The organism is Geminicoccus roseus DSM 18922, assembly GCF_000427665.1.
Classification (GTDB): domain Bacteria; phylum Pseudomonadota; class Alphaproteobacteria; order Geminicoccales; family Geminicoccaceae; genus Geminicoccus; species Geminicoccus roseus.
Window position 1 is genome coordinate 3,847,170 of sequence record NZ_KE386572.1, and the last position, 20,827, is coordinate 3,867,996.

A 20,827-nucleotide genomic window follows, 5' to 3' on the forward strand; every position below is an offset into this window, starting at 1 on the left:
ACCTGCATTCTTGACCCTATCTGGAGACGTGCATGCGCATCGCGATGATCGGCGTGGGCTATGTCGGCCTCGTGTCTGGTGCTTGCTTCGCCGAGTTCGGCCACGATGTGACCTGCATCGACGTGGACCCCAAGAAGATCGCCATGCTCGAGGCAGGCGGCATCCCGATCTATGAGCCGGGCCTCGACGCCATGGTCGAGAAGAACGTCAAGGCGGGCCGCCTGACCTTCACGACCTCGCTGGAAGAGGGCGTGCTCGACAAGGAGGCGATCTTCATCGCCGTGGGCACCCCCACCCGGCGCGGCGACGGCCATGCCGACCTGACCTATGTGTTCGCCGCCGGCGAGGCGATCGCCAAGGCGCTCAAGGAGCCCACCGTCGTCGTCACCAAGTCGACCGTCCCGGTCGGCACCGGCCGCAAGCTCAAGGAGCTGTTCCAGCGGGTCCGCCCGGACCTGCAGATCGACATCGCCTCCAATCCCGAGTTCCTGCGCGAGGGCTCGGCGATCGAGGACTTCATGCGTCCGGACCGGGTGGTCTGCGGCGTGGAGAGCGCCGCCGCGCGCGAGGCGATGGTCGGCTGCTACCGGCCGCTGAACACGATCGAGGTGCCGATCCTGTTCACCAGCCTCGAGACCTCGGAGCTGATCAAGTACGCCACCAACAGCTTCCTGGCGACCAAGATCACCTTCATCAACGAGATGGCGGACCTGTGCGAGCGGGTCGGCGCCGACGTGAACGAGGTGGCGCGCGGCATGGGGCTGGACGGCCGGATCGGCCGCAAGTTCCTGCATGCCGGCCCGGGCTATGGCGGCTCCTGCTTTCCCAAGGACACGCTGGCGCTGGTGCGCACCGCCGAGCAGAACGGCGTCGACCTGCGGATCGTCGAGAACACCATCACCGTCAACGAGATGCGCAAGCGCAAGATGGTGCGCAAGATCGTCGACGCGATGGGCGGCACCGTCGCCGGCAAGACCATCGCGGTGCTGGGGGTGACCTTCAAGCCCAACACCGACGACATGCGCGACGCGCCCTCCCTGGTCGTGCTGCCGTCGCTGAAAGGCGAGGGGGCGGTGATCCGCGCCTACGACCCCGAGGGCAAGAAGGAGGCCGAGAAGCTGCTGCCCGAGGTGACCTGGGCGCAGGACCCTTACGACGCGGTCGAGGGGGCGGATGCGATCGTGGTGCTGACCGAGTGGAACGAGTTCCGCGGCCTCGACCTGGACCGGGTCCGCGAACTGGTCGCGCACCCGCGGATCATCGACCTGCGCAACATCTTCAACCCGGCCGAGGTCGCCCAGCGCGGCTTCTCCTACACCAGCATCGGCCGGCCCCAGGTCGGTCCCGCCTGAGCCCACGCCTCAAGAAAATCAGGAGCCTGTCATGGCCGGACACAAGCTGCATCCGTCGATCCTGCGCGAGTACGACATTCGCGGGATCGTTGGGGAAACCCTGTTCCCGCAGGATGCCGAGGCGATCGGCCGTGCCTTCGGCACGGTGGTGCGCCGCAAGGGCGGCCAGAAGGTCGCCGTCGGTTATGACGGGCGCCTGAGCTCGCCCGACATGGTCGCCGCGGTGATCCGCGGCATCACCGCGTCGGGCGTCGATGTCGCGGCGGTGGGGCTGGGCCCCACCCCGATGCTGTATTTCGCGGTCCATCATCTTGGCACCGATGGCGGCCTGCAGATCACCGGATCGCACAATCCGCCGACCCATAACGGGTTCAAGATGATGCTGGGCAAGCATTCCTTCTTCGGCGAGGGCATCCGCGAGCTCGGCCGCCTGATCGATGCGGGCGACTACGAGAGCGGCAAGGGCAGGATCGAGGAGGTCTCGATCTTCGACGACTATGTCGCGCGGCTCGCCAAGGACTATCAGGGCGACCGCCCGATCCATGCCGTCTGGGATGCCGGCAACGGCGCCGCCGGACCGGCCATGACCGCGCTGGTGGCGCGGCTGCCCGGCAAGCACGAATGCCTGTTCGCCGAGGTCGATGGCCGCTTCCCCAACCATCATCCCGACCCGACCGTGCCGGAGAACCTGGTCGACCTGATCGAGCGGGTGAATTCCTCCGGCGCCGAGATCGGCATCGGCTTCGATGGCGACGGCGACCGGATCGGCGTGGTCGATTCCACCGGCCGGATCGTCTGGGGCGACCAGATCCTGCAGATCCTGGCCGCCGACATCCTGCCCGAGATGCCCGGCGCCGCCGTGATCGCCGACATCAAGTCGTCCAAGGGCCTGTTCGACGAGATCACCCGGCTGGGTGGCCGGCCGATCATGTGGAAGACCGGCCATTCGCTGATCAAGGACAAGATGCTGGAGGAGGATGCCCCGCTGTCCGGCGAGATGAGCGGGCATATCTTCTACAAGCACAAGTTTTACGGCCATGACGACGCCCTCTACGTCGCCGTGCGCCTGCTCGACATCCTCTCGCGCAGCGGGCGGACCTTGAAGGACTGGCGGGACGCCATGCCGTCGGTGATCGCCACGCCCGAGATCCGCTTCGACTGCGAGGACGAGATCAAGTTCGGGGCGATCCAGCACGTCAAGCAGACGCTGGCCAGCAAGGGCGCCAAGGTGAACGACATCGACGGCGTGCGGGTGGACACCCCGGACGGCTGGTGGCTGCTGCGCGCCTCCAACACCCAGGCAGTGCTGGTGGCGCGCGCCGAGGCGACCTCGGAGGAGGGACTGCTGCGCCTGAAGGACGCGATCCGCGGGGCGCTGCAGGGCTCCGGCGTGGACGCTCCCGCCGACTTCTGAGCCTTATTCAGGAAAATGCGGCCGGGCGGGTCAGGGCAAAGGCTGGACCGCTCCGGCATCCCGGCCGCGATGGAAGGCGATCGACATCCGGAAGCTCTGGGCGATCCGCTCGGCATGGCCGGCCACGGCCGCCGCCGCCGGTGGATCGAATACCTGGGTGGCGGTGCGGCGGAACAGTTCCAGCCAGCGGGCAAAATGCGCATCCGCCAGCTCCGCCATCCGCAGATGCGGCGACAGGGGCCGTCCGTCATAGCGGTCGGTGCGCAGGAGGACCGACGACCAGAACGCGCACATCTTGTCCAGGTGGGCGGGCCAGCGCTCCGCCTGGATCTCGCGCAGGAACAGCGGGCCGATCAGGTCGTCGTCGCGCACGGCTGCGTAGAAGCCGTGGACGAGGCGGCGGATGCGCTCCTCGTCGATGCCAGGGCGGGGAATCGAACCGATCGGCATGGCCTCTCTTTGCATGTCGCTGATGCACCCGGCCGCTCTTGTGCATCTGGCCTCGCTCCCGGACAATGGCCGGGTCATGATGATGCGGCGATCGGCGCATGACGCGAACCTCGCCAAGAGCGGTTGCGTCGCGCCTCCAGTTCGGCTATCACCCGCCGCCACGGACGGTGGCGTTTTCGCCGCCGTGGCTTTTGTTGTGCCCGGAGCAGTTCATGCCGAAGATGAAGACCAAGCGGAGTGCCGCGAAGCGCTTTAGCTTCACCGCCTCTGGCAAGGTCAAGCATGGTGGTGCGAATCATCGCCACTGCCTGACCGCAAAGGCCAAGACCGCCAAGGTGCGCGCCCGTGCCACCGGCTACCTCGAGCCTGGCGACGCGCATCTCGTCAAGCTGATGATGCCGTACGCCTGATCCACTTTATTTCGTTGCGGAGTCGCTGAACATGGCGCGCGTCAAGCGGGGGGTCACCTCCCACGCCAGGACCAAGAAGGTCCTGGACCAGGTCAAGGGCCATCGCGGCCGGCGGTCCACCTGCATTCGTACCGCCATGCAGTCGATGGAGAAGGCGCTCCAGTACGCGTACCGCGACCGCCGGAACAAGAAGCGCGACTTCCGCGCTCTGTGGATCCAGCGGATCAACGCCGCGGCGCGTCAGGAAGGCCTGACCTACGGCAACCTGATCCATGGCCTGTCGCTGGCCGGCGTCGAGCTCGACCGCAAGGTTCTCTCCGACATCGCCGTGCACGATGCGGCCGCGTTTGCCGGCATCGTCGCTCAGGCGAAGGGTGCCCTCGCCGCCTGATGGCAGGGCGGCCCCTGGCGGGCCGCCTCGTCTGGCCGATGCACGCTTCATCGAGCGACCGAAGAGGGGCCATTGGCCCCTTTTTGCATTTCTTCCCGGATCAACGCCCCGGAACCGAACATGACCCTCGACGTCGAGAGCCTGCGCGATCAAGCCCTGGCCGCGATCGGCACCGCCGCCGACCTGCGTGCCCTGGACGAGGTCCGCGTCACCTATCTGGGCAAGAAGGGCGCCGTCACCAGCCTGCTCAAGCAGCTGGGTTCGATGGACGCCGACAGCCGCAGGGAGGCGGGCCGCCAGATCAACGAGCTGAAGGACCGGCTGGACGCGGAGATCGCCGGGCGCAAGGCCGGTCTCCAGGCCGCCGCTCTCGACGCCCGCCTGCAGGCCGAGCGGGTCGACGTGACCCTGCCGGTCCGCGAGGAGCAGCAGGGCCGCCTGCACCCGGTCAGCCAGGTCACCGACGAGATCGTCGCGATCTTCGCCGACATGGGCTTCTCGGTCGCCGAGGGGCCCGACGTCGAGGACGACTTCCACAATTTCGAGGCGCTCAATCTGCCGAAGGAGCATCCCGCCCGGCAGATGCACGACACGTTCTACCTCGAGGCCGAGCAGAACGGCGCGCCTCTCCTCCTGCGCACCCACACCAGCCCGGTGCAGATCCGCACCATGCTGGCGGGCAAGCCGCCGTTCCGGATCATCGCGCCCGGCCGCACCTACCGGGTCGACAGCGACATGACCCACACGCCGATGTTCCATCAGGTCGAAGGCCTGCTGATCGACCGGCGCACCCATATGGGCCATCTCAAGGGCTGCCTGATCGACTTCGTGCGCACCTATTTCGAGAGCGACCGGATCCCGGTGCGGTTCCGCCCGTCCTATTTCCCGTTCACCGAGCCGTCCGCCGAGATGGACATCGGCTGCAAGCGCGGCCAGGGCGAACTGGTCGTGGGCGAGGGCAGCGACTGGCTGGAGATCCTGGGCTGCGGCATGGTCCATCCCAAGGTCCTGCGCGCGGTGAACCTCGATCCCGACGAGTGGCAGGGCTTCGCGTTCGGCATGGGCATCGACCGGATCGCCATGCTCAAATACGGCATCCCCGACCTCCGTACCTTCTTCGAGGCCGATCTCCGCTGGCTGAAGCATTACGGCTTCCTGCCGCTCGATGTCCCCTCGCTCAGCGCCGGTCTGTCCCGATGAAGCTCACGCTCCCCTGGCTGAAAGAACATCTCGACACCGAGGCGGATGTCGAGACGATCGCCACCAAGCTCACCGATCTCGGCCTGGAGGTCGAGGCGATCAGCGATCCCGGCGCGGCGCTGGAAGGCTTCCAGGTCGCCGAGATCGTCGAGGCCGAGCGCCATCCGCAGGCGGACCGGCTCTGGGCGCTCAAGGTGCGCTCCGGCGCCGGCATGCACAGCGTGGTCTGCGGTGCCACCAACGTGCGCGCCGGCCTGCGCGGCATCCTGGCGACGCCTGGCCTGGTGGTGCCGGCCACCGGCGACACCCTAACCAAGGCCAGCATCCGCGGGGTGCCCTCCGAGGGCATGATGTGCTCCTGGCGCGAGCTGGGCCTGGGCGAGGACCATGACGGGATCATCGACCTGCCGGACGCCCCGGAGGTCGGGACGCCGGCCGTGGCGGCGCTCGGCATCGAGGGGCCGGTCATCGAGCTGAAGGTGACGCCGGACCGCGCCGACTGCTTCGGTGTCCTGGGCATTGCCCGCGACCTCGCCGCTGCCGGCCTCGGCCGCCTGAAGTCCCGCGACTTCGAGCCGGTGGCGCCGTCGACCGATGCTGCCACCCGCACCAGCTTCGACTTCGCGCCCGGCAATGAGCAGGCCTGCCCGCTGTTCGTCACCCGCACCATCCGGGGCGTCGCCAACGGCCCGAGCCCGGCCTGGCTGGCGCGCCGCCTGACCGCAATCGGCCTGCGCCCGATCTCCACCCTCGTGGACATCACCAACTACCTGACCTTCGACCTCGGCCGCCCGCTGCACGTGTTCGATCGCAACAAGCTCAAGGGCGAGCTGCGCCTGCGCGAGGCCGTCGACGGCGAGACCCTGGAAGGGCTGGACGGCAGGACCCACACGCTGGCCGCCGGCATGACGGTGATCTGCGACGACACCGGCGTGGTCAGCCTGGCCGGCGTGGTCGGCGGTGTCTCGACCAGCTGCGACGAGGCCACCACCGACGTGGTGCTCGAGGTCGCCCTGTTCGACCCGCTGCGCACCGCCGAGACCGGCCGCCGCCTGGGCATCGACAGCGACGCCCGCACCCGCTTCGAGCGCGGCATCGATCCTGAGCTGGTGCTGCCGTCCACCGAGTTCGCCACCCGTCTGATCCAGGAGCTCTGCGGCGGCCGGGCCGGCCCGGTCGAGGTCACCGGCAAGGTGCCGGAGACCCATGCCACCGTCGCCTTCCATACCGCGCAGATCGCGCGCTTGGCCGGAATCACGGTCGAGCGCGACGAGATGGAGCGAGGCCTGAAGGCGCTGGGCTTCACCATCGAGGGCGGCCCCGACCTCTACGAGATCGGCGTGCCGTCGTGGCGGCATGACGTGTCCACCGAGGCCTGCATCGTCGAGGAGGTCGCCCGCCTGCACGGCTACGACCATATCCCGCCGGTCTCGGTGCCGCGCACCGCCGCAGTCGCCGCGCCGGTGGTGACGCCGGAGCAGCGCCGCCGCACCGACGTGCGCCGGCTGGCTGCCGCGCGCGGCCTCCTGGAAGCGGTCACCTGGACGTTCATGCCGGAAGCACAGGCCAGGCGCTTTGGCGCCGAGGCCCCGATCCTCCTGCGCAACCCGATCCACGCCGACCTGGCGGCCCTGCGCCCCTCGATCCTGCCCAATCTGTTGGATGCGGTCCGCCGCAACGCGGATCGCGGCTTCCGCTCGGGCGGGCTGTTCGAGGTGGGGCCGCGCTTCATCGCCGCCGAGCCCGGGCAGCAGTGCCGGTCCTGCGCCGGCCTGCGCTTTGGGGAAATGCGCGGCCGGCACTGGGCGGAGCCGGCCCGCAACGTCGACCTGTTCGACGTGAAGGCCGATGTGCTGGCCCTGCTGGCCGCCGCCGGTGCCAAGGTCGACACGGCCCAGGTCAGCGCCGATGCGCCCGACTGGTTCCATCCGGGCCGCTCCGGCCGGGTGCGGCTCGGTCCCCAGGTGCTGGCGTCGTTCGGGGAGGTCCATCCGGCGATCCTGGCCAAGGCCGGGATCGACCTGCCGGTCATGGCCTTCGAGTTCGACCTGGACAGCCTGCCCAAGCCGCGTGCCAAGGCCGGGCGGAGCCGGGGACCTCTGCATGCCTCTCCCTACCAGGCGGTCGAGCGCGACTTCGCCTTCGTCGTCGACGAGGCGGTGGCGGTGGACGCCCTCCTCAAGGCGATCCGCCAGGCGGAGAAGCAGCTGGTGCGGGACGTGTCGGTGTTCGACGTCTATCGTGGCGCGGCGCTCGGGGATGGCCGCAAGTCGGTGGCGATCGGCGTGCGGCTGCAGTCGCAGGACCGTACCCTGACCGAGGAGATGATCGAGGCGGCTTCCCAGAAGATCGTCGCGAGCGTCGTCAAGGCGACCGGCGCCACCCTGCGCGGCTGACCGGAACGCTTCCTGGCCATGCGGTGTCTCGTCGTCGCGCGAGGCTGCTGCATGGCCGAAACCGCTTGCCGCCCGGAGCCATGGGCGTTTGGATGCCGCCCGCGCTCATAGGGCGCCAATCATGGTTTCGTCAGGGAAGCATCCAGAACATGAACGACAGGCTCCGTTTCGGCGTCTTCATGGCGCCGTTCCACGCCGCCGGCGTCAATCCTACGCTGGCACTGCAGCGCGACCTGCAACTGGTCGAGCACCTGGATGCCCTGGGCTATGACGAGGCGTGGTTCGGCGAGCATCATTCCGCCGGCAGCGAGATCATCGCCTCGCCGGAGATCTTCATCGCCGCCGCCGCCGAGCGGACCCGGCGGATCAAGCTCGGCACCGGCGTCGTCAGCCTGTCCTATCACAACCCGCTTTGGGTGGCCGAGCGCATCGTGATGCTGGATCACCTGACCCATGGCCGGGTGATGCTGGGGGTGGGGCCGGGAGCTCTGCCGACTGACGCCCAGATGATCGGCATCGACCAGGCCGACACCCGGCGGCTGCTCGAGGAGAGCCTGGACGTCATCATGCGCCTGCTCACCACCGAGGAGCCGGTGACCTTCAGGAACGAGCGCTGGGACCTGCGCGAGGCGCGCCTGCACCTGCGCCCCTATTCCAACCCGCTGTTCGATGTCGCGGTGGCGGCGGTGGCTTCGCCTTCCGGCCCGCGCCTGGCCGGCCGCTATGGCTGCGGCCTTCTGTCGATCGGTGCCACCATGGCGGCGGGCTATGACGCCCTGGCCCTCCACTGGGGCGTGATGGAGGAGTGCGCGGCGCGGGCCGGCACCACCGTCGACCGCTCCAAGTGGCGCCTGGTCGGCCTGGTCCATGCCGCGGAGACCACCGAGCAGGCCTACAAGGACGTCGAGTACGGCATCGAGCAGTGGTTCCACTACTTCCAGTCGGTGGCTGCCTTCCCGCAGATGGCGGTGCCCGGGCGCACCGTGCGCGAGATGATCGACCTCGTGAACGAGACCGGCCTGGGCGCGGTCGGCACGCCGGACATGGTGACCGGCCAGATCGAGCGGCTCTGGAAGCAGTCGAATGGCGGTTTCGGCGCCTATCTGATGCTGGCTCATGAATGGGCCAATCCGGTGGCCACCAAGCTCAGCTACGACCTGATCGCCCAGCACGTGATGCCGCGCTTCCAGGGCCAGGCGCACTCGACGCTGCAGGCCGCGGAGCGGGCAGGGGCGGTGCGCACCGAGCTGGCCGAGAAGCAGAGCCAGGCGGTGGATGCGATGCGGCAGAAATACGACGCGGAGCGTGCCGCCAGCCGCTGAACCGGCGAAATCGGGCCGGGCAGGACGTCTGCACGGCCCGATTTGGGGCGAGGGGCTTGGCTTGCGGCCGTTCCGCGTGCACATAGCGGCGGCCCCTCGTCTGCTCAGGCTTCCATGACCGACCTCGCCCGCATCCGCAACTTCGCCATCGTGGCTCACATCGACCACGGCAAGTCCACGCTCGCCGACCGCTTCATCGAGCTGTGCGGCGGGCTGCAGGCGCGCCAGATGACGAGCCAGGTGCTCGACAGCATGGACATCGAGCGCGAGCGCGGCATCACCATCAAGGCGCAGACCGTCCGCCTCGCCTACAAGGCGAAGGACGGCCTGGACTACGTCTTCAACCTCATCGACACGCCCGGCCATGTCGACTTCTCCTACGAGGTGTCGCGGTCGATGCGCGCCTGCGAGGGCGCCATCCTGCTGGTCGACGCCACCCAGGGGGTGGAAGCGCAGACGCTGGCCAACGCCTACCAGGCGATCGACGCCGACCTCGAACTGGTCCCGGTGCTCAACAAGGTCGACCTGCCGGCCTCCGAGCCCGACCGGGTCAAGGCGCAGATCGAGGACATCATCGGCCTTGACGCTTCCGAGGCGCTGATGATCTCGGCCAAGACCGGCCAGGGCGTGGGCGAGGTGCTGGAGGCGGTGGTCCGGCAGGTGCCGCCGCCGACCGGCGATGCCGAGGCGCCGCTGCGCGCGCTGGTCGTGGACAGCTGGTACGACGCTTATCTGGGCGTGGTGGTGCTGATCCGAATCCGCGAGGGCACCATCACCAAGGGCACCCGCATCCAGATGATGGGTACCCGCGCCGTACACCCGGTGGACCGGGTCGGCGTGTTCACGCCCAAGAAGGTCGAGGTCGCCTCGCTCGGGCCGGGCGAGGTCGGCTTCCTGACCGCCAGCATCAAGGAACTGGCGGACGCCCAGGTCGGCGACACCATCACCGAGGAGAAGCGGCCAGCAGCCGAGCCGCTGCCTGGCTTCCGGCCTTCCCAGCCGGTGGTCTGGTGCTCGATGTTCCCGACCGACACCGCCGAGTTCGGCAACCTGCGCGAGAGCCTGGCCAAGCTGCGCCTGAACGATTCCAGCTTCGCCTACGAGCCCGAGCAGTCCCTGGCGCTGGGGCCGGGCTTCCGCTGCGGCTTCCTGGGCCTGCTGCACCTGGAGATCGTCCAGGAGCGGCTGGACCGCGAGTTCGACCTCGACCTGATCGTCACCGCGCCCTCGGTCATCTACAAGGTCCACCTGACCGGCGGCGACGTGCACCAGATGCACAACCCGGCCGACTATCCGGAAGTGACCAAGATCGAGTTCATCGAGGAGCCCTGGATCAAGGCCACCATCTTGGTGCCGGACGAGTATCTGGGCGCGATCCTCGGCCTGTGCAGCGAGAAGCGCGGCCGTCAGGTGGAGCTGACCTATGTCGGCACCCGGGCGATGGTCGTCTACAACCTGCCGCTCGGCGAGGTGGTGTACGACTTCTACGACCGGCTGAAGTCGCTCAGCCGCGGCTATGCCAGCTTCGACTACCAGCTGGGTGACTACGAGGAGAGCGACCTCGTCAAGCTGTCGATCCTGATCAACGGCGATCCGGTCGACAGCCTGGCGCTGATCGTGCACCGCTCCGCTGCCGAGACCCGGGGCCGCGCCCTGTGCGAGCGGCTCAAGGAGCTGATCCCCAGGCAGAACATCCAGATCGCCATCCAGGCGGCGATCGGGGCGAAGGTGATCGCGCGCGAGACGATCAAGCCGTTCCGCAAGGACGTGATCGCCGGCTGCTACGGCGGTGACGTCACCCGCAAGCGCAAGCTGCTGGAGAAGCAGAAGGCCGGCAAGAAGCGCATGCGCTCCATTGGCAAGGTGGAGATCCCGCAGGCAGCCTTCCTGGCGGCGCTCAAGATGGAGGGCTGAGCCCTCCATCGCCAGCCATGCGCTGCGTTCAGGCCAGGGTTGCCTGATGCGGCTTTGTGGCCGTAGCGGCCTCGCACCTGTGGCCTGCCCCTGGTAGAGATCGCCCATGGCCGAGATCATGATCGCACCGCTGCCGCACGGGCAGGACAACGAGCCCGCGTTCCGCGTCCGCCCGCACAATCTGGAGGCGGAGCAGGCGGTTCTGGGCGGGATCCTCGTCGACAACGAGGCGTTCCACCGGGCCGCCGAGTTCCTGACCGCCGAGCATTTCTACGAGCCGGTCCATGCCCGGATCTGGGCGATGTGCGCCCAGCGGATCGAGCGCGGCCTGCTGGCCGACCCGGTGACCCTCAAGCTCCTGTTCGAGGACGACGAGGCGCTCAAGGGCATGGAGGGGGCCAAGTACCTCGCCAAGCTCGCGCGCGCCGCCGAGGCGGTGCTGGACGTCGGCCACTATGCCGAGCAGATCCACGACCTGGCGCTCAAGCGCGGCCTGATCGACGTCGGCACCGAGGTGGTCAACCGCGCCCACGACAAGTCGGAAACGGCGCCCGGGCGCGAGCAGATCGAGGAAGCCGAGCAGAAGCTGTTCCGCCTGGCCGAGGCGGGCGCCGCCGAAGGCGGTTTCCGGCCGTTCACCAACGTGATCACCGCCGCGGTCGACCTGGTCCAGGATGCCTTCAAGAAGGCCGGCCGGGTCACCGGCGTGCCGACCGGCCTGCAGGGGCTGGATGACAAGCTGGGCGGGCTGCAGCCATCCGACCTGCTGATCCTGGCCGGCCGTCCCTCCATGGGCAAGACCGCCCTGGCGGTCACCATCGCCGCCAATTCCGCGGCGACGTCGATGGACGACGAGGACGAGAACAAGCTCTACCCGGTCGGCGTGTTCTCGCTGGAGATGTCGGCCGAGCAGCTGGCGACCCGGCTTCTTTCCGCCGAATCCAGGATCCCGTCGGACGAGCTGCGCCGGGGCATGCTCGACGAGGATGCCTGGAAGCGCCTGGTGGTGGCCAGCCAGGAACTGGCCCGCCGCCCGCTCTATATCGACGACACGCCGGCGCTCAGCATCCAGGCAGTCCGCACCCGCGCCCGCCGCCTGAAGCGTCGCCACGGCCTGTCCGTGCTGGTGGTCGACTACCTGCAGCTTCTGCGCGGCAGCACGGCCTCGCAGGCCAATCGCGTCCAGGAGGTGAGCGAGATCACCCAGGGGCTGAAGGCGATCGCCAAGGAACTGAACATCCCGGTCCTGGCGCTCTCGCAGCTCTCCCGCGCCGTCGAGCAGCGCGAGGACAAGCGGCCGATGCTCTCGGACCTGCGCGAATCGGGATCGATCGAGCAGGATGCCGACGTGGTGATGTTCGTGTTCCGCGAGGAATATTACCTGTCCCGCTCCGAGCCGATGCAGCGGGAAGGCGAGGACCGCGACAAGTACAACGCCCGCTACGCCGAGTGGCACGAGCGGATGGAGAAGAGCGCCAACAAGGCCGACGTGATCGTCGCCAAGCACCGCCATGGCTCGATCGGCACGGTGACCCTGCAGTTCGACGCGCAGTACGGCCGGTTCCGCAACCCCGAGATGATCGACTACAGCGATGCGCCACCGTTCTGAGCCGGTCTTCACCAGCGACCGGCCCCTGCTCGAGGTGGATCTCGACGCGATCGTCGCCAACCGCCGGCTGCTGATGGACCTCGCTCCGTCGGCGGAAGTGGCGGGCGTGCTGAAGGCGGACGGCTACGGGCTGGGGGCCGTCCAGGTGGCGGGCGCGCTGGCGGCGGATGGCTGCCAGACCTTCTTCGTGGCCACCAGCGACGAGGCGCTGGCCTTACGCCAAAGCCAGCCGGACGCCCGGATCTTCCTGCTGGGCGGCCCTGGCTGGGGTGCCGAGCGCGAACTCGCCCAGGCCCGGATCCTGCCGGCGCTGAACGACCCGTCCCAGCTGGCGCGCTGGCGCGCAACCGCCGCTGACCTGGGACGCCGGCTGCCGGCGGCCATCCAGCTCGACACCGGCATGTGCCGGCTGGGGTTCGACGCGAAGGATCTGGGCGACCTGGACCTGGAAGGCATCGACCTCGTGCTGGTGCTGAGCCATCTGGGCGTGGCGGACGAGCCGGGCCATCCGCTGAACGAGACCCAGCACCAGGCCTTCCAGGCGATGCGCGCGCTGCTGCCGGCAGCCCCGGCCAGCTTGGCCGCGTCGTCGGGAATCCTTCTGGGCAAGCGCTTCCATTTCGACCTGGTCCGCCCGGGCATCGCGCTCTACGGCGCGCAGCCGGTGGCGGACAGGCCGGTCGCCCTGAAGCCGGTGGTCCGGCTGATGGTTAGGGTCATTCAGGTCCACGATGTTGAGGCGCCGGGCACCGTGGGCTACGGTGCCACGCATCAGGTCGCCAGGGGAACGCGCATCGCCACCCTGCCGATTGGTTACGCCGACGGCCTCCTGCGGGCCGCCGGCGGCAGGATCACCGTGAAAGTGGCGGGAATGGACGTGCCGGTCGTTGGCCGTATCTCGATGGATCTCGTCACGATCGACGTGACCGCGCTGGACGGCCAGGTGCGCCCCGGCACGCCGGTCGAGGTCCTGGCCGGTGCCGGGGCAGTCGACCGCTACGCCGCCGCGGCCGGGACGATTCCCTACGAGCTGCTGGTCAGGCTGGGGTCGCGCATCGAGCGCCGCTATGTTGGAGGTGGTGCTTGAATCCGTTGCGTCAGATCGGGGCGGCTGTTCTCGATCTCTGCCAGCATGTGGGTGCGCTCGTATCCTTTGCCCTCGTCTCCATCACCCGGGGATTGATCGGCCCCTGGTACCCGGCGCAGATCCTGCGCCAGATGGTGGATATCGGCTTCTACTCGCTGCCGGTGGTGGGGCTTACCGCGATCTTCACCGGCATGGTGCTGGCCCTGCAGTCGCACACCGGCTTCGCCCGGTTCGAGGCGGAATCGGCGGTGGCGACCATCGTCGTCGTCTCGCTCACCCGGGAGCTCGGGCCGGTGCTGGCCGGGCTGATGGTGGCTGGCCGGGTCGGCGCCGCCATGGCGGCCGAGCTCGGCACCATGCGGGTGACCGAGCAGATCGACGCGCTTACCACGCTCTCCACCGATCCCCAGCGCTACCTGATCTTCCCGCGCCTGCTGGCCGGCACCCTGATGCTGCCGCTGCTGGTGATGGTCGCCGACGTGATCGGCGTGTTCGGCGGCTTCCTGGTCGGGGTCAGCAAGCTGGGCTTCAGCCCCTACGCCTACATGGATCAGACCTGGCTCTACCTGGAAGCGCAGGACGTGCTGGTCGGCCTGGCCAAGGCCGCGGTGTTCGGCTTCATCGTCACGCTGATGGGCTGCTGGCACGGCTACCAGAGTCGCGGCGGCGCCCAGGGCGTCGGCCTCGCCACCACCCAGGCGGTGGTGACCGGCGCCATCCTGATCCTGGTCTTCGACTACATCATGACCGAGATCTTCTTCACCCGATGACCCAAGCACCCTCCAAGATCGCGGTTCGCGGCCTGTACAAGTCCTTCGGACCGAAGAAGGTGCTGCAGGGCGTCGACCTGGACGTCCCCGCCGGCAGTTCGGTGGTCGTCATCGGCGGCTCCGGCACCGGCAAATCGGTGCTCCTGAAATGCATCCTGGGCCTGATGTCCGCCGACTCCGGGTCGATCAAGGTCGACGGCACCGAGGTCGTCGGGGCCTCGGGGAAGGAACTGGCGGAGATCCGCCACAAGTTCGGGATGCTGTTCCAGGGCGGGGCGCTGTTCGACTCCCTGCCGGTCTGGCAGAACGTCAGCTTCGGGGTGCAGGCGCGCGAGAAGATCGGCAAGGCCGAGGCCAAGCGGATCGCCGTCGAAAACCTGGAGAAGGTCGGCCTGTCGCCCGACGTCGCCGACCTGATGCCGGCGGAACTGTCGGGCGGCATGCAGAAGCGGGTCGGCCTCGCCCGAGCCGTGGCGCTGAAGCCGGAAATCATCTTCTTCGACGAGCCGACCACCGGGCTCGACCCGATCATGGCCGACGTGATCAACGAACTGATCCGGACCATCACCCGCGCGATGGGCGCCACGGCCCTCTCGATCACCCACGACATGGCTTCGGTCCGCAAGATCGCGGACTATGTCGCCATGCTCTACCAGGGAAAGGTGATCTGGTTCGGGTCGGTCGACGATCTCGACCGGTCGGGCAACGAGCATGTCGACCAGTTCATCCATGGCCGCGCCGACGGGCCCATCGTGGTCGGCAAGCGCTGAGCATCGTCCGGCAGAGTCCGTCGGGAGGTTCGTGATGGCGCGCATCGAACGCCGCTTCGTGTGCCAGTCCTGCGGGGCGGTGACGGCGCGCTGGCATGGCCGCTGCGACGACTGCGGCGCCTGGGACAGCCTGGTCGAGGAGACCGTGCAGCCCAAGGGAACCGGCAGCGCCGCCGCGACCCGCGGTCGTGGCCGCCAGGTTGCCCTTGTCGGCCTGGATGGCGAGACGGCGCCACCGCCCCGGATCCTCTCCGGCATCGACGAACTCGACCGGGCGCTGGGCGGCGGGCTGGTGCCGGCATCTGCCCTCCTGATCGGCGGCGACCCCGGGATCGGCAAGTCCACCCTGGTGCTGCAGGCCGGGGCCAGGCTCGCGCAGGCCGGCAAGCGGGTCGTCTATGTCACCGGGGAGGAGTCGGTCGATCAGGTCCGCCTGCGAGCCGCGCGACTGGGGGTGACCCAGAGCAGCCTGGAACTGGCCGCCGAGAACGCGGTGGCCGATATCCTGACGACGCTGTCGGTCGGCCGGGCGCCCGACCTGCTGATCGTCGATTCCATCCAGACCATGTTCACCGCCGGTTTCGATCAGGCACCTGGCACCGTCACCCAGCTGCGCGCCTCCACCGACGCGCTGATCCGCTTCGCCAAGGCGCGGCACACGGCGGTGCTCCTGGTCGGTCACGTCACCAAGGACGGCCAGATCGCCGGGCCGCGCGTCCTGGAGCACATGGTCGACACCGTCCTCTACTTCGAGGGCGAGCGCGGCCATCAGTTCCGGATCCTGCGGGCGGTGAAGAACCGCTTCGGACCGGCCAACGAGATCGGCGTGTTCGAGATGCAGGAGAGCGGGCTGGTCCCGGTGGCGAACCCGTCCGCCCTGTTCCTGGCGGAGCGCGAGGAAGGGCTGGCCGGCTCGGCCGTCTATGCCGGGATCGAGGGCAGCCGTCCGGTCCTCCTGGAGGTCCAGGCCCTGGTCGGCAATGTCGCGCCCGGCAGTCCGCGGCGTGCCGTGGTCGGCTGGGACGGCAACCGGCTGGCGATGCTGCTGGCGGTTCTCGAGGCCCGGTGCGGGCTGGAGCTTTCCGGCCGGGACGTCTACCTGAACGTGGCGGGCGGGCTGCGGGTCGTCGAGCCGGCCGCCGACATGGCGGTGGCCGCCGCGCTGATCGGCTCGCTCCTGGACCGGCCAGCACCGGAGAAAGCCGTGTTCTTCGGCGAGGTCGGCCTGGGCGGCGAGGTGCGCAACGTGACGCAGAGCGAACTCCGGGTGCGCGAGGCGGCCAAGCTCGGCTTCACCCAGGTCATTGGCCCGGTTCCGGCCATGGCCAAGGGCGCTGGCGTCAGGACGGTGCCGGTGCGCCACGTGGGCGATCTGATGGCGATGTTCTCGCCGATGCCGGTGCGTGCGCGGACGGCGCGGGTCCGGAGCGGAGTCGAATGATGGACAGCCTCCCCGAACTGACCGCCCTCGATCTGGCGGTGATCGCGACCGTGCTGATCTCCGCCATCCTGGCCCTGGCCCGGGGCTTCATGCGCGAGCTGATGACCCTGCTGACCTGGGGCGGTGCCGTCCTTACCGCGTTCTGGCTGTGGACCCCGGTCCGGCCGATCATCGCGGATGCGGTCGCGCAGAGCCTGGTGGTCGACGCCATCACCCTGGTCCTTGTGTTTCTGGTTCCGCTCATCATTTACAAGCTCGTCGCCTCGATCGTCGTGCGCGGGGTCGACGACAGCGCGCTTTCCGGTGTTGATCGCCTGATCGGGCTGGTCTTCGGCGTGGCGCGCGGTGTGCTGGTGGTGGCGGTGGTCTATCTGGTCAGCATCCGGCTGGTGCCGGCGGAGGACCATCCCGAATGGGTCACCCAGGCCTGGCTGCTCCCGGAAGTGGAGACCGCGGCTAGATTGGTGGACGGGCTTCTCCCGGCGGACTTCGCCGACAAGAGCTTCAGCGCGATCGAGAAGGGGGCGGGAGCCGTGCAGGATCTCGCCGACCCGCGCCGCCTGCTCGACGGAAAGCCGTCGCAGGTGGCGGGTGAACAGGGTTATGGTGCTGCGTCACGATCCGCGATGGAGCGGCTGGTCGAGCAGCAGGAGAGCGAGTGAGTTGGCACCGATGTCCTTGCACGATCGCGCCGCACCTTTCGACGACGACAAGCTGCATGAGGAATGCGGCTGCTTTGGCGTCTGGGGCCATGCCGACGGCGCCGCCGTCACCGCCTTGGGCCTCCACGCCCTGCAGCACCGTGGCCAGGAAGCTGCCGGCATCGTCAGCCTGGACAAGGGCCGCTTCTACAGCCACCGGGCGATCGGCCTGGTCGACGACGACTTCAGCAAGCGCTCGGTGATCGACACCCTGCCCGGGCAGGCGGCGGTCGGCCATGTCCGCTATTCGACCACCGGTGCGTCGGAGCTGCGCAATGTCCAGCCGCTCTATGCCGACTATGCCTTCGGCGGCCTCGCGATCGCCCATAACGGCAACCTCACCAACGCCATGGTGCTCAAGAAGCGCCTGGTCAACGAGGGCTCCTTGTTCCAGTCGACTTCCGACACCGAGGTCCTGGTCCACCTGATCGCGCGGTCGCATCGCCAGGACGTGGTGGAGCGGATCACCGACGCGCTGTTCCAGATCGAGGGTGCCTGGTCGCTGGTGGCGCTCTCCGCCGACGCGCTGATCGGTGTGCGCGATCCACTGGGCATCCGCCCGCTGGTGCTGGGCCGGCTGGGATCCGGCTGGATGCTGGCCTCGGAGACGGTCGCGCTCGATATCATGGGCGCCGAGCTGGTCCGTGACGTGGCGCCGGGCGAACTCATCATCATCGACGACAAAGGCCCCCGCTCCCTCTTCCCGTTCCGCGAGCAGCCGCAGCGCTTCTGCGTGTTCGAGTATGTCTACTTTGCCCGGCCGGATTCGGTCCTGGAGAACCGTGGCGTTTACGAGGTCCGCAAGCGGATCGGCGAGGAACTGGCCAAGGAAAGCCCGGTCGAGGCCGACCTGGTGGTTCCGGTCCCAGACAGCGGCGTGCCGGCGGCAATCGGCTTTGCCCAGGCGAGCGGGGTCCCGTTCGAGCTCGGGATCATCCGAAACCACTATGTCGGCCGCACCTTCATCGAGCCCACCGATTCGATCCGGCACCTGGGGGTGAAGCTCAAGCACAACGCCAACCGCTCGATGTTGAACGGCAAACGCGTGGTGCTGGTCGACGATTCGATCGTGCGCGGCACCACCTCGACCAAGATCGTCGAGATGGTCCGGGCGGCCGGGGCCAGCGAGGTGCACATGCGCATCGCAAGCCCGCCCACGACCTATTCCTGCTTCTATGGCGTCGACACGCCGGAGCGCGAGAAGCTGCTGGCGGCCCGCTACGACGTGAAGGCGATGGCCGAGCTGATCGGCGTGGACAGCCTGGCCTTCCTGTCGATCGACGGGCTGTACCGGGCGACCGGCGAGGCCAGCCGTAACAATGCTGCTCCGCAATTCTGCGACGCCTGCTTCACCGGCGATTATCCCACGCCGCTGCGCGACGCGGTGAACCGGGGCGAGGGGCGTGCCGAGCATGCCGCGCCCGCTGCCGAATCGGCGGTGGAGCCGGTGGCTTGACCACGCCCGATCCGTCGAGCCTTCCCGATCTTTCCGGGCGTGTGGTGGTTGTCACCGGCGCCTCGCGCGGGATCGGGGCGGCGGTCGCCCTGGAGGCGGCGCGGCTGGGCGGCAGGGTCGTGCTGGTCGGCCGCACCCGGGGCGCCTTGGAGGAGCTGGACGACGAGATCCGGGCGCTTGGCAGGGAGCCTGCGGTGCTGGCCCCGGTCGACCTCACCAGGCGCGAGCATGTCGATGCCCTGGGCGGGATGCTGTTCGAGCGGTTCGGCCGCATCGACCTCCTGGTCCATGCCGCCGGCGAGCCCGGAACGCTGACACCCGTCTCCCACATCGATCCCACCGAGCTGCAGAAGGTCCTGGCGGTCGAGGTGATTGCGGCACAGCACCTGATCCGTTCCTTCGAGACGCTCCTGCGCGTCTCCGAGACGGGCCGGGCGATCTTCCTGACCTGCGACATCGCTGCCAGTGCCCCGGCCTATTTTGGGATGGCGGCCGCCGCCAAGGCCGGGCTGGAGGCGCTGGTGCGCAGCTGGGCCGCCGAACTGCGCCAGAGCCGGGTCGAGGTCGTGCTGGTGGATCCCGGCAGGGTCGCCGGCACCCGTACCGAGACGCGGCGCTACCCGGGCGGATCCAGGGAGAAGCTGCCGGGATCCGCCGAAGTGGCGGCTCTGATCCTCGCCACGCTCGCACAGCCCGCCGGCGGGAACGACGTCGTCCGGCTTCAGTCGTCGCCGCGGCTGTAGGGGTTCTCGCCGCGCCGGACATGCATCCGGATCGGCACGCCCGGCAGGTCCAGGGCCTTGCGCAGGCTGTTGCTCAGGAAGCGGAGATAATGGTCCGGCACGTCCGCCGGATCGAGATTCTGGAACAGGATGAAGGTCGGTGGCCGGCTGGCTGCCTGGGTGATGAACCGGATCTTCAGGCGCCTTCCGCCGACCTGCGGCGGCTGGTGATCCTGCAGGGCCATCTGCAGCCAGCGGTTCAGCTTGGCGGTGGTGGTCCGGCGGTTCCAGCGTTGCACCGTCTTGACCACCGCTGGCAGGAGCCGGTTCAGGCCGCTTCCGGTGCGCGCTGACAGGGTGACCATCTCGATGCCCGGGACCTGGGCCAGCTTGTCCTCCAGGCGGGCGCGGATGTTCTTCAGGGCCTCCGCCGGGTCGTCGATCAGGTCCCACTTGTTGATCGCCACCACCAGTGCCCGGCCTTCTCGGATCACCAAGTCGGCAATGGTCAGGTCCTGGACCTCCAGCGGCTGGGTCGCATCGACCACCAGCACCGCGGCATGGGCGAACTTGAGCGCCTGGACGGTCGCGGAGACCGACATCCGTTCCAGCCGCTCCTCGATCCGCGCCTTGCGCCGCATCCCGGCCGTGTCGATCAGCTCGAAGGAGCGCCCCTGGTGCGTCCAGGCCAGCGCCACCGAGTCGCGGGTGAGGCCGGGCTCCGGTCCGGTCAGCAGCCGGTCGTCGCCGATCAGCCGGTTGATGAGCGACGACTTGCCCGCATTCGGCCGACCGACGATGACCAGCTTGATGGCCTTGTCGGATCCAAGTTCCGGACCGCTGGCCGCTGCAGGCTCGTCCGCCAAGGAGGAGGGTAGAGGCAGCTGGTCCTCGCTCTCGCTTTCCTCGGCCGCTTCCTCCTCAGCAGTGGGCAGGTGCTTCAGGATCACCTGGAACAGATCGGCGATTCCCTCGCCATGTTCCGCGGAGATCGGCACCGGCTCGCCCAGGCCCAGGGACCATGCCTCGGCGGCCTCGATCTCCGCCTGACGCCCCTCGCACTTGTTGGCGAGCAGCACGATCGGCTTCCTAGTCCGGTGCAGCAGCTTGGCGACGTCATGGTCGAGGGGGGTGAGACCGGCACGGGCGTCGAACAGGAACAGGCCGAGATCGGCCTGCTCCAGCCCCGCTAGGGTCTGGGCCCGCAGGCGTCCCTCCAGGGTGTCCTCGGCGCCGACATCCAGTCCGGCCGTGTCGATCACCCGGAAGTGCAGATGGCCAAGCTTGCCTTCGCCTTCCAGGCGGTCGCGGGTCACGCCGGGCAGATCGTGGACGATCGCCTGCCGTCGGCCGACCAGCCGGTTGAACAGGGTGGACTTGCCGACATTGGGTCGGCCGAGGATGGCGATGGTAAACACGGCA

General features: G+C 68.7%; 18 protein-coding genes. 16 read left to right on the plus strand and 2 right to left on the minus strand.

All coding sequences use genetic code 11. The features are described from left to right. The first annotated feature begins 32 nt into the window (after window positions 1–32). Both GEMRO_RS0119150 and pgmG read left to right on the plus strand, forming a co-directional pair. The gene (locus GEMRO_RS0119150; protein ID WP_027135296.1) at window positions 33–1,352 is read left to right on the plus strand and encodes a UDP-glucose dehydrogenase family protein; all 1,320 of its coding nucleotides are present in this window, start codon (window positions 33–35) and stop codon (window positions 1,350–1,352) included. A 31-nt stretch (window positions 1,353–1,383) separates the two neighbouring features. Beyond that, entirely contained in the window at window positions 1,384–2,766 is a 1,383-nt protein-coding gene (gene pgmG, locus GEMRO_RS0119155; RefSeq protein WP_027135297.1) for a phosphoglucomutase/phosphomannomutase PgmG, read from the plus strand. Between the two features lie 30 nt (window positions 2,767–2,796). Here pgmG and GEMRO_RS0119160 read toward each other — a convergent pair whose 3' ends face one another. Next, window positions 2,797–3,216, minus strand: coding sequence for a group III truncated hemoglobin (locus GEMRO_RS0119160; RefSeq protein WP_035485615.1), 420 nt, complete (start codon window positions 3,214–3,216; stop codon window positions 2,797–2,799). Window positions 3,217–3,428: 212 nt separating this feature from the next. On the opposite strand from GEMRO_RS0119160, the gene rpmI reads away from it, so the two are divergent. From rpmI to GEMRO_RS30610, 14 genes are all read left to right on the plus strand, one after another. After that, a complete protein-coding gene (gene rpmI, locus GEMRO_RS0119165) occupies window positions 3,429–3,626 on the plus strand; it encodes a 50S ribosomal protein L35 (RefSeq protein ID WP_027135299.1) in 198 nt (65 codons plus the stop codon). A 31-nt stretch (window positions 3,627–3,657) separates the two neighbouring features. Beyond that, a complete protein-coding gene (gene rplT / locus GEMRO_RS0119170; RefSeq protein WP_027135300.1) occupies window positions 3,658–4,017 on the plus strand; it encodes a 50S ribosomal protein L20 in 360 nt (119 codons plus the stop codon). A gap of 120 nt (window positions 4,018–4,137) precedes the next feature. Continuing rightward, window positions 4,138–5,217: a phenylalanine--tRNA ligase subunit alpha gene (pheS, locus tag GEMRO_RS0119175; RefSeq protein ID WP_027135301.1), complete on the plus strand. Its 1,080-nt coding sequence runs from the start codon at window positions 4,138–4,140 to the stop codon at window positions 5,215–5,217. Then, a complete protein-coding gene (pheT, locus tag GEMRO_RS0119180) occupies window positions 5,214–7,613 on the plus strand; it encodes a phenylalanine--tRNA ligase subunit beta (protein WP_027135302.1) in 2,400 nt (799 codons plus the stop codon). Before pheS ends, pheT begins: the two co-directional genes overlap by 4 nt. Window positions 7,614–7,762: 149 nt before the next feature. Then, window positions 7,763–8,935 (plus strand): LLM class flavin-dependent oxidoreductase, encoded by a 1,173-nt coding sequence (locus GEMRO_RS0119185; protein WP_027135303.1) that lies wholly within the window; start codon window positions 7,763–7,765, stop codon window positions 8,933–8,935. Window positions 8,936–9,049: 114 nt separating this feature from the next. Then, the gene (gene lepA, locus GEMRO_RS0119190; protein WP_027135304.1) at window positions 9,050–10,849 is read left to right on the plus strand and encodes a translation elongation factor 4; all 1,800 of its coding nucleotides are present in this window, start codon (window positions 9,050–9,052) and stop codon (window positions 10,847–10,849) included. 106 nt (window positions 10,850–10,955) lie between these two features. Beyond that, a complete protein-coding gene (locus GEMRO_RS0119195; RefSeq protein WP_035485617.1) occupies window positions 10,956–12,458 on the plus strand; it encodes a replicative DNA helicase in 1,503 nt (500 codons plus the stop codon). Beyond that, on the plus strand, window positions 12,442–13,545 hold the full coding sequence (alr, locus tag GEMRO_RS0119200; RefSeq protein ID WP_027135306.1) for an alanine racemase: 1,104 nt from the start codon (window positions 12,442–12,444) through the stop codon (window positions 13,543–13,545). Before GEMRO_RS0119195 ends, alr begins: the two co-directional genes overlap by 17 nt. Further along, window positions 13,542–14,315 carry an MlaE family ABC transporter permease gene (locus tag GEMRO_RS0119205; protein WP_035485620.1) on the plus strand — a complete coding sequence of 258 codons (774 nt, stop codon included), beginning with the start codon at window positions 13,542–13,544 and terminating at the stop codon, window positions 14,313–14,315. Before alr ends, GEMRO_RS0119205 begins: the two co-directional genes overlap by 4 nt. After that, window positions 14,312–15,085 carry an ABC transporter ATP-binding protein gene (locus GEMRO_RS0119210; protein ID WP_027135308.1) on the plus strand — a complete coding sequence of 258 codons (774 nt, stop codon included), beginning with the start codon at window positions 14,312–14,314 and terminating at the stop codon, window positions 15,083–15,085. The genes GEMRO_RS0119205 and GEMRO_RS0119210 overlap by 4 nt, the downstream gene beginning before the upstream one ends. A 34-nt stretch (window positions 15,086–15,119) precedes the next feature. Beyond that, window positions 15,120–16,526 carry a DNA repair protein RadA gene (radA, locus tag GEMRO_RS30600; protein WP_051329244.1) on the plus strand — a complete coding sequence of 469 codons (1,407 nt, stop codon included), beginning with the start codon at window positions 15,120–15,122 and terminating at the stop codon, window positions 16,524–16,526. Further along, window positions 16,523–17,188: a CvpA family protein gene (locus tag GEMRO_RS0119220; RefSeq protein WP_027135309.1), complete on the plus strand. Its 666-nt coding sequence runs from the start codon at window positions 16,523–16,525 to the stop codon at window positions 17,186–17,188. The genes radA and GEMRO_RS0119220 overlap by 4 nt, the downstream gene beginning before the upstream one ends. Window positions 17,189–17,198: 10 nt before the next feature. Further along, window positions 17,199–18,683 (plus strand): amidophosphoribosyltransferase, encoded by a 1,485-nt coding sequence (gene purF, locus GEMRO_RS30605; RefSeq protein ID WP_035485623.1) that lies wholly within the window; start codon window positions 17,199–17,201, stop codon window positions 18,681–18,683. Beyond that, on the plus strand, window positions 18,680–19,426 hold the full coding sequence (locus tag GEMRO_RS30610) for an SDR family NAD(P)-dependent oxidoreductase (protein ID WP_035485624.1): 747 nt from the start codon (window positions 18,680–18,682) through the stop codon (window positions 19,424–19,426). The genes purF and GEMRO_RS30610 overlap by 4 nt, the downstream gene beginning before the upstream one ends. Here the strand turns inward: GEMRO_RS30610 and der are convergent. Next, complete coding sequence (gene der, locus GEMRO_RS0119235; RefSeq protein WP_027135310.1) at window positions 19,405–20,823, minus strand: ribosome biogenesis GTPase Der; 1,419 nt, start codon at window positions 20,821–20,823, stop codon at window positions 19,405–19,407. The genes GEMRO_RS30610 and der overlap by 22 nt on opposite strands. Window positions 20,824–20,827 lie beyond the last annotated feature (4 nt).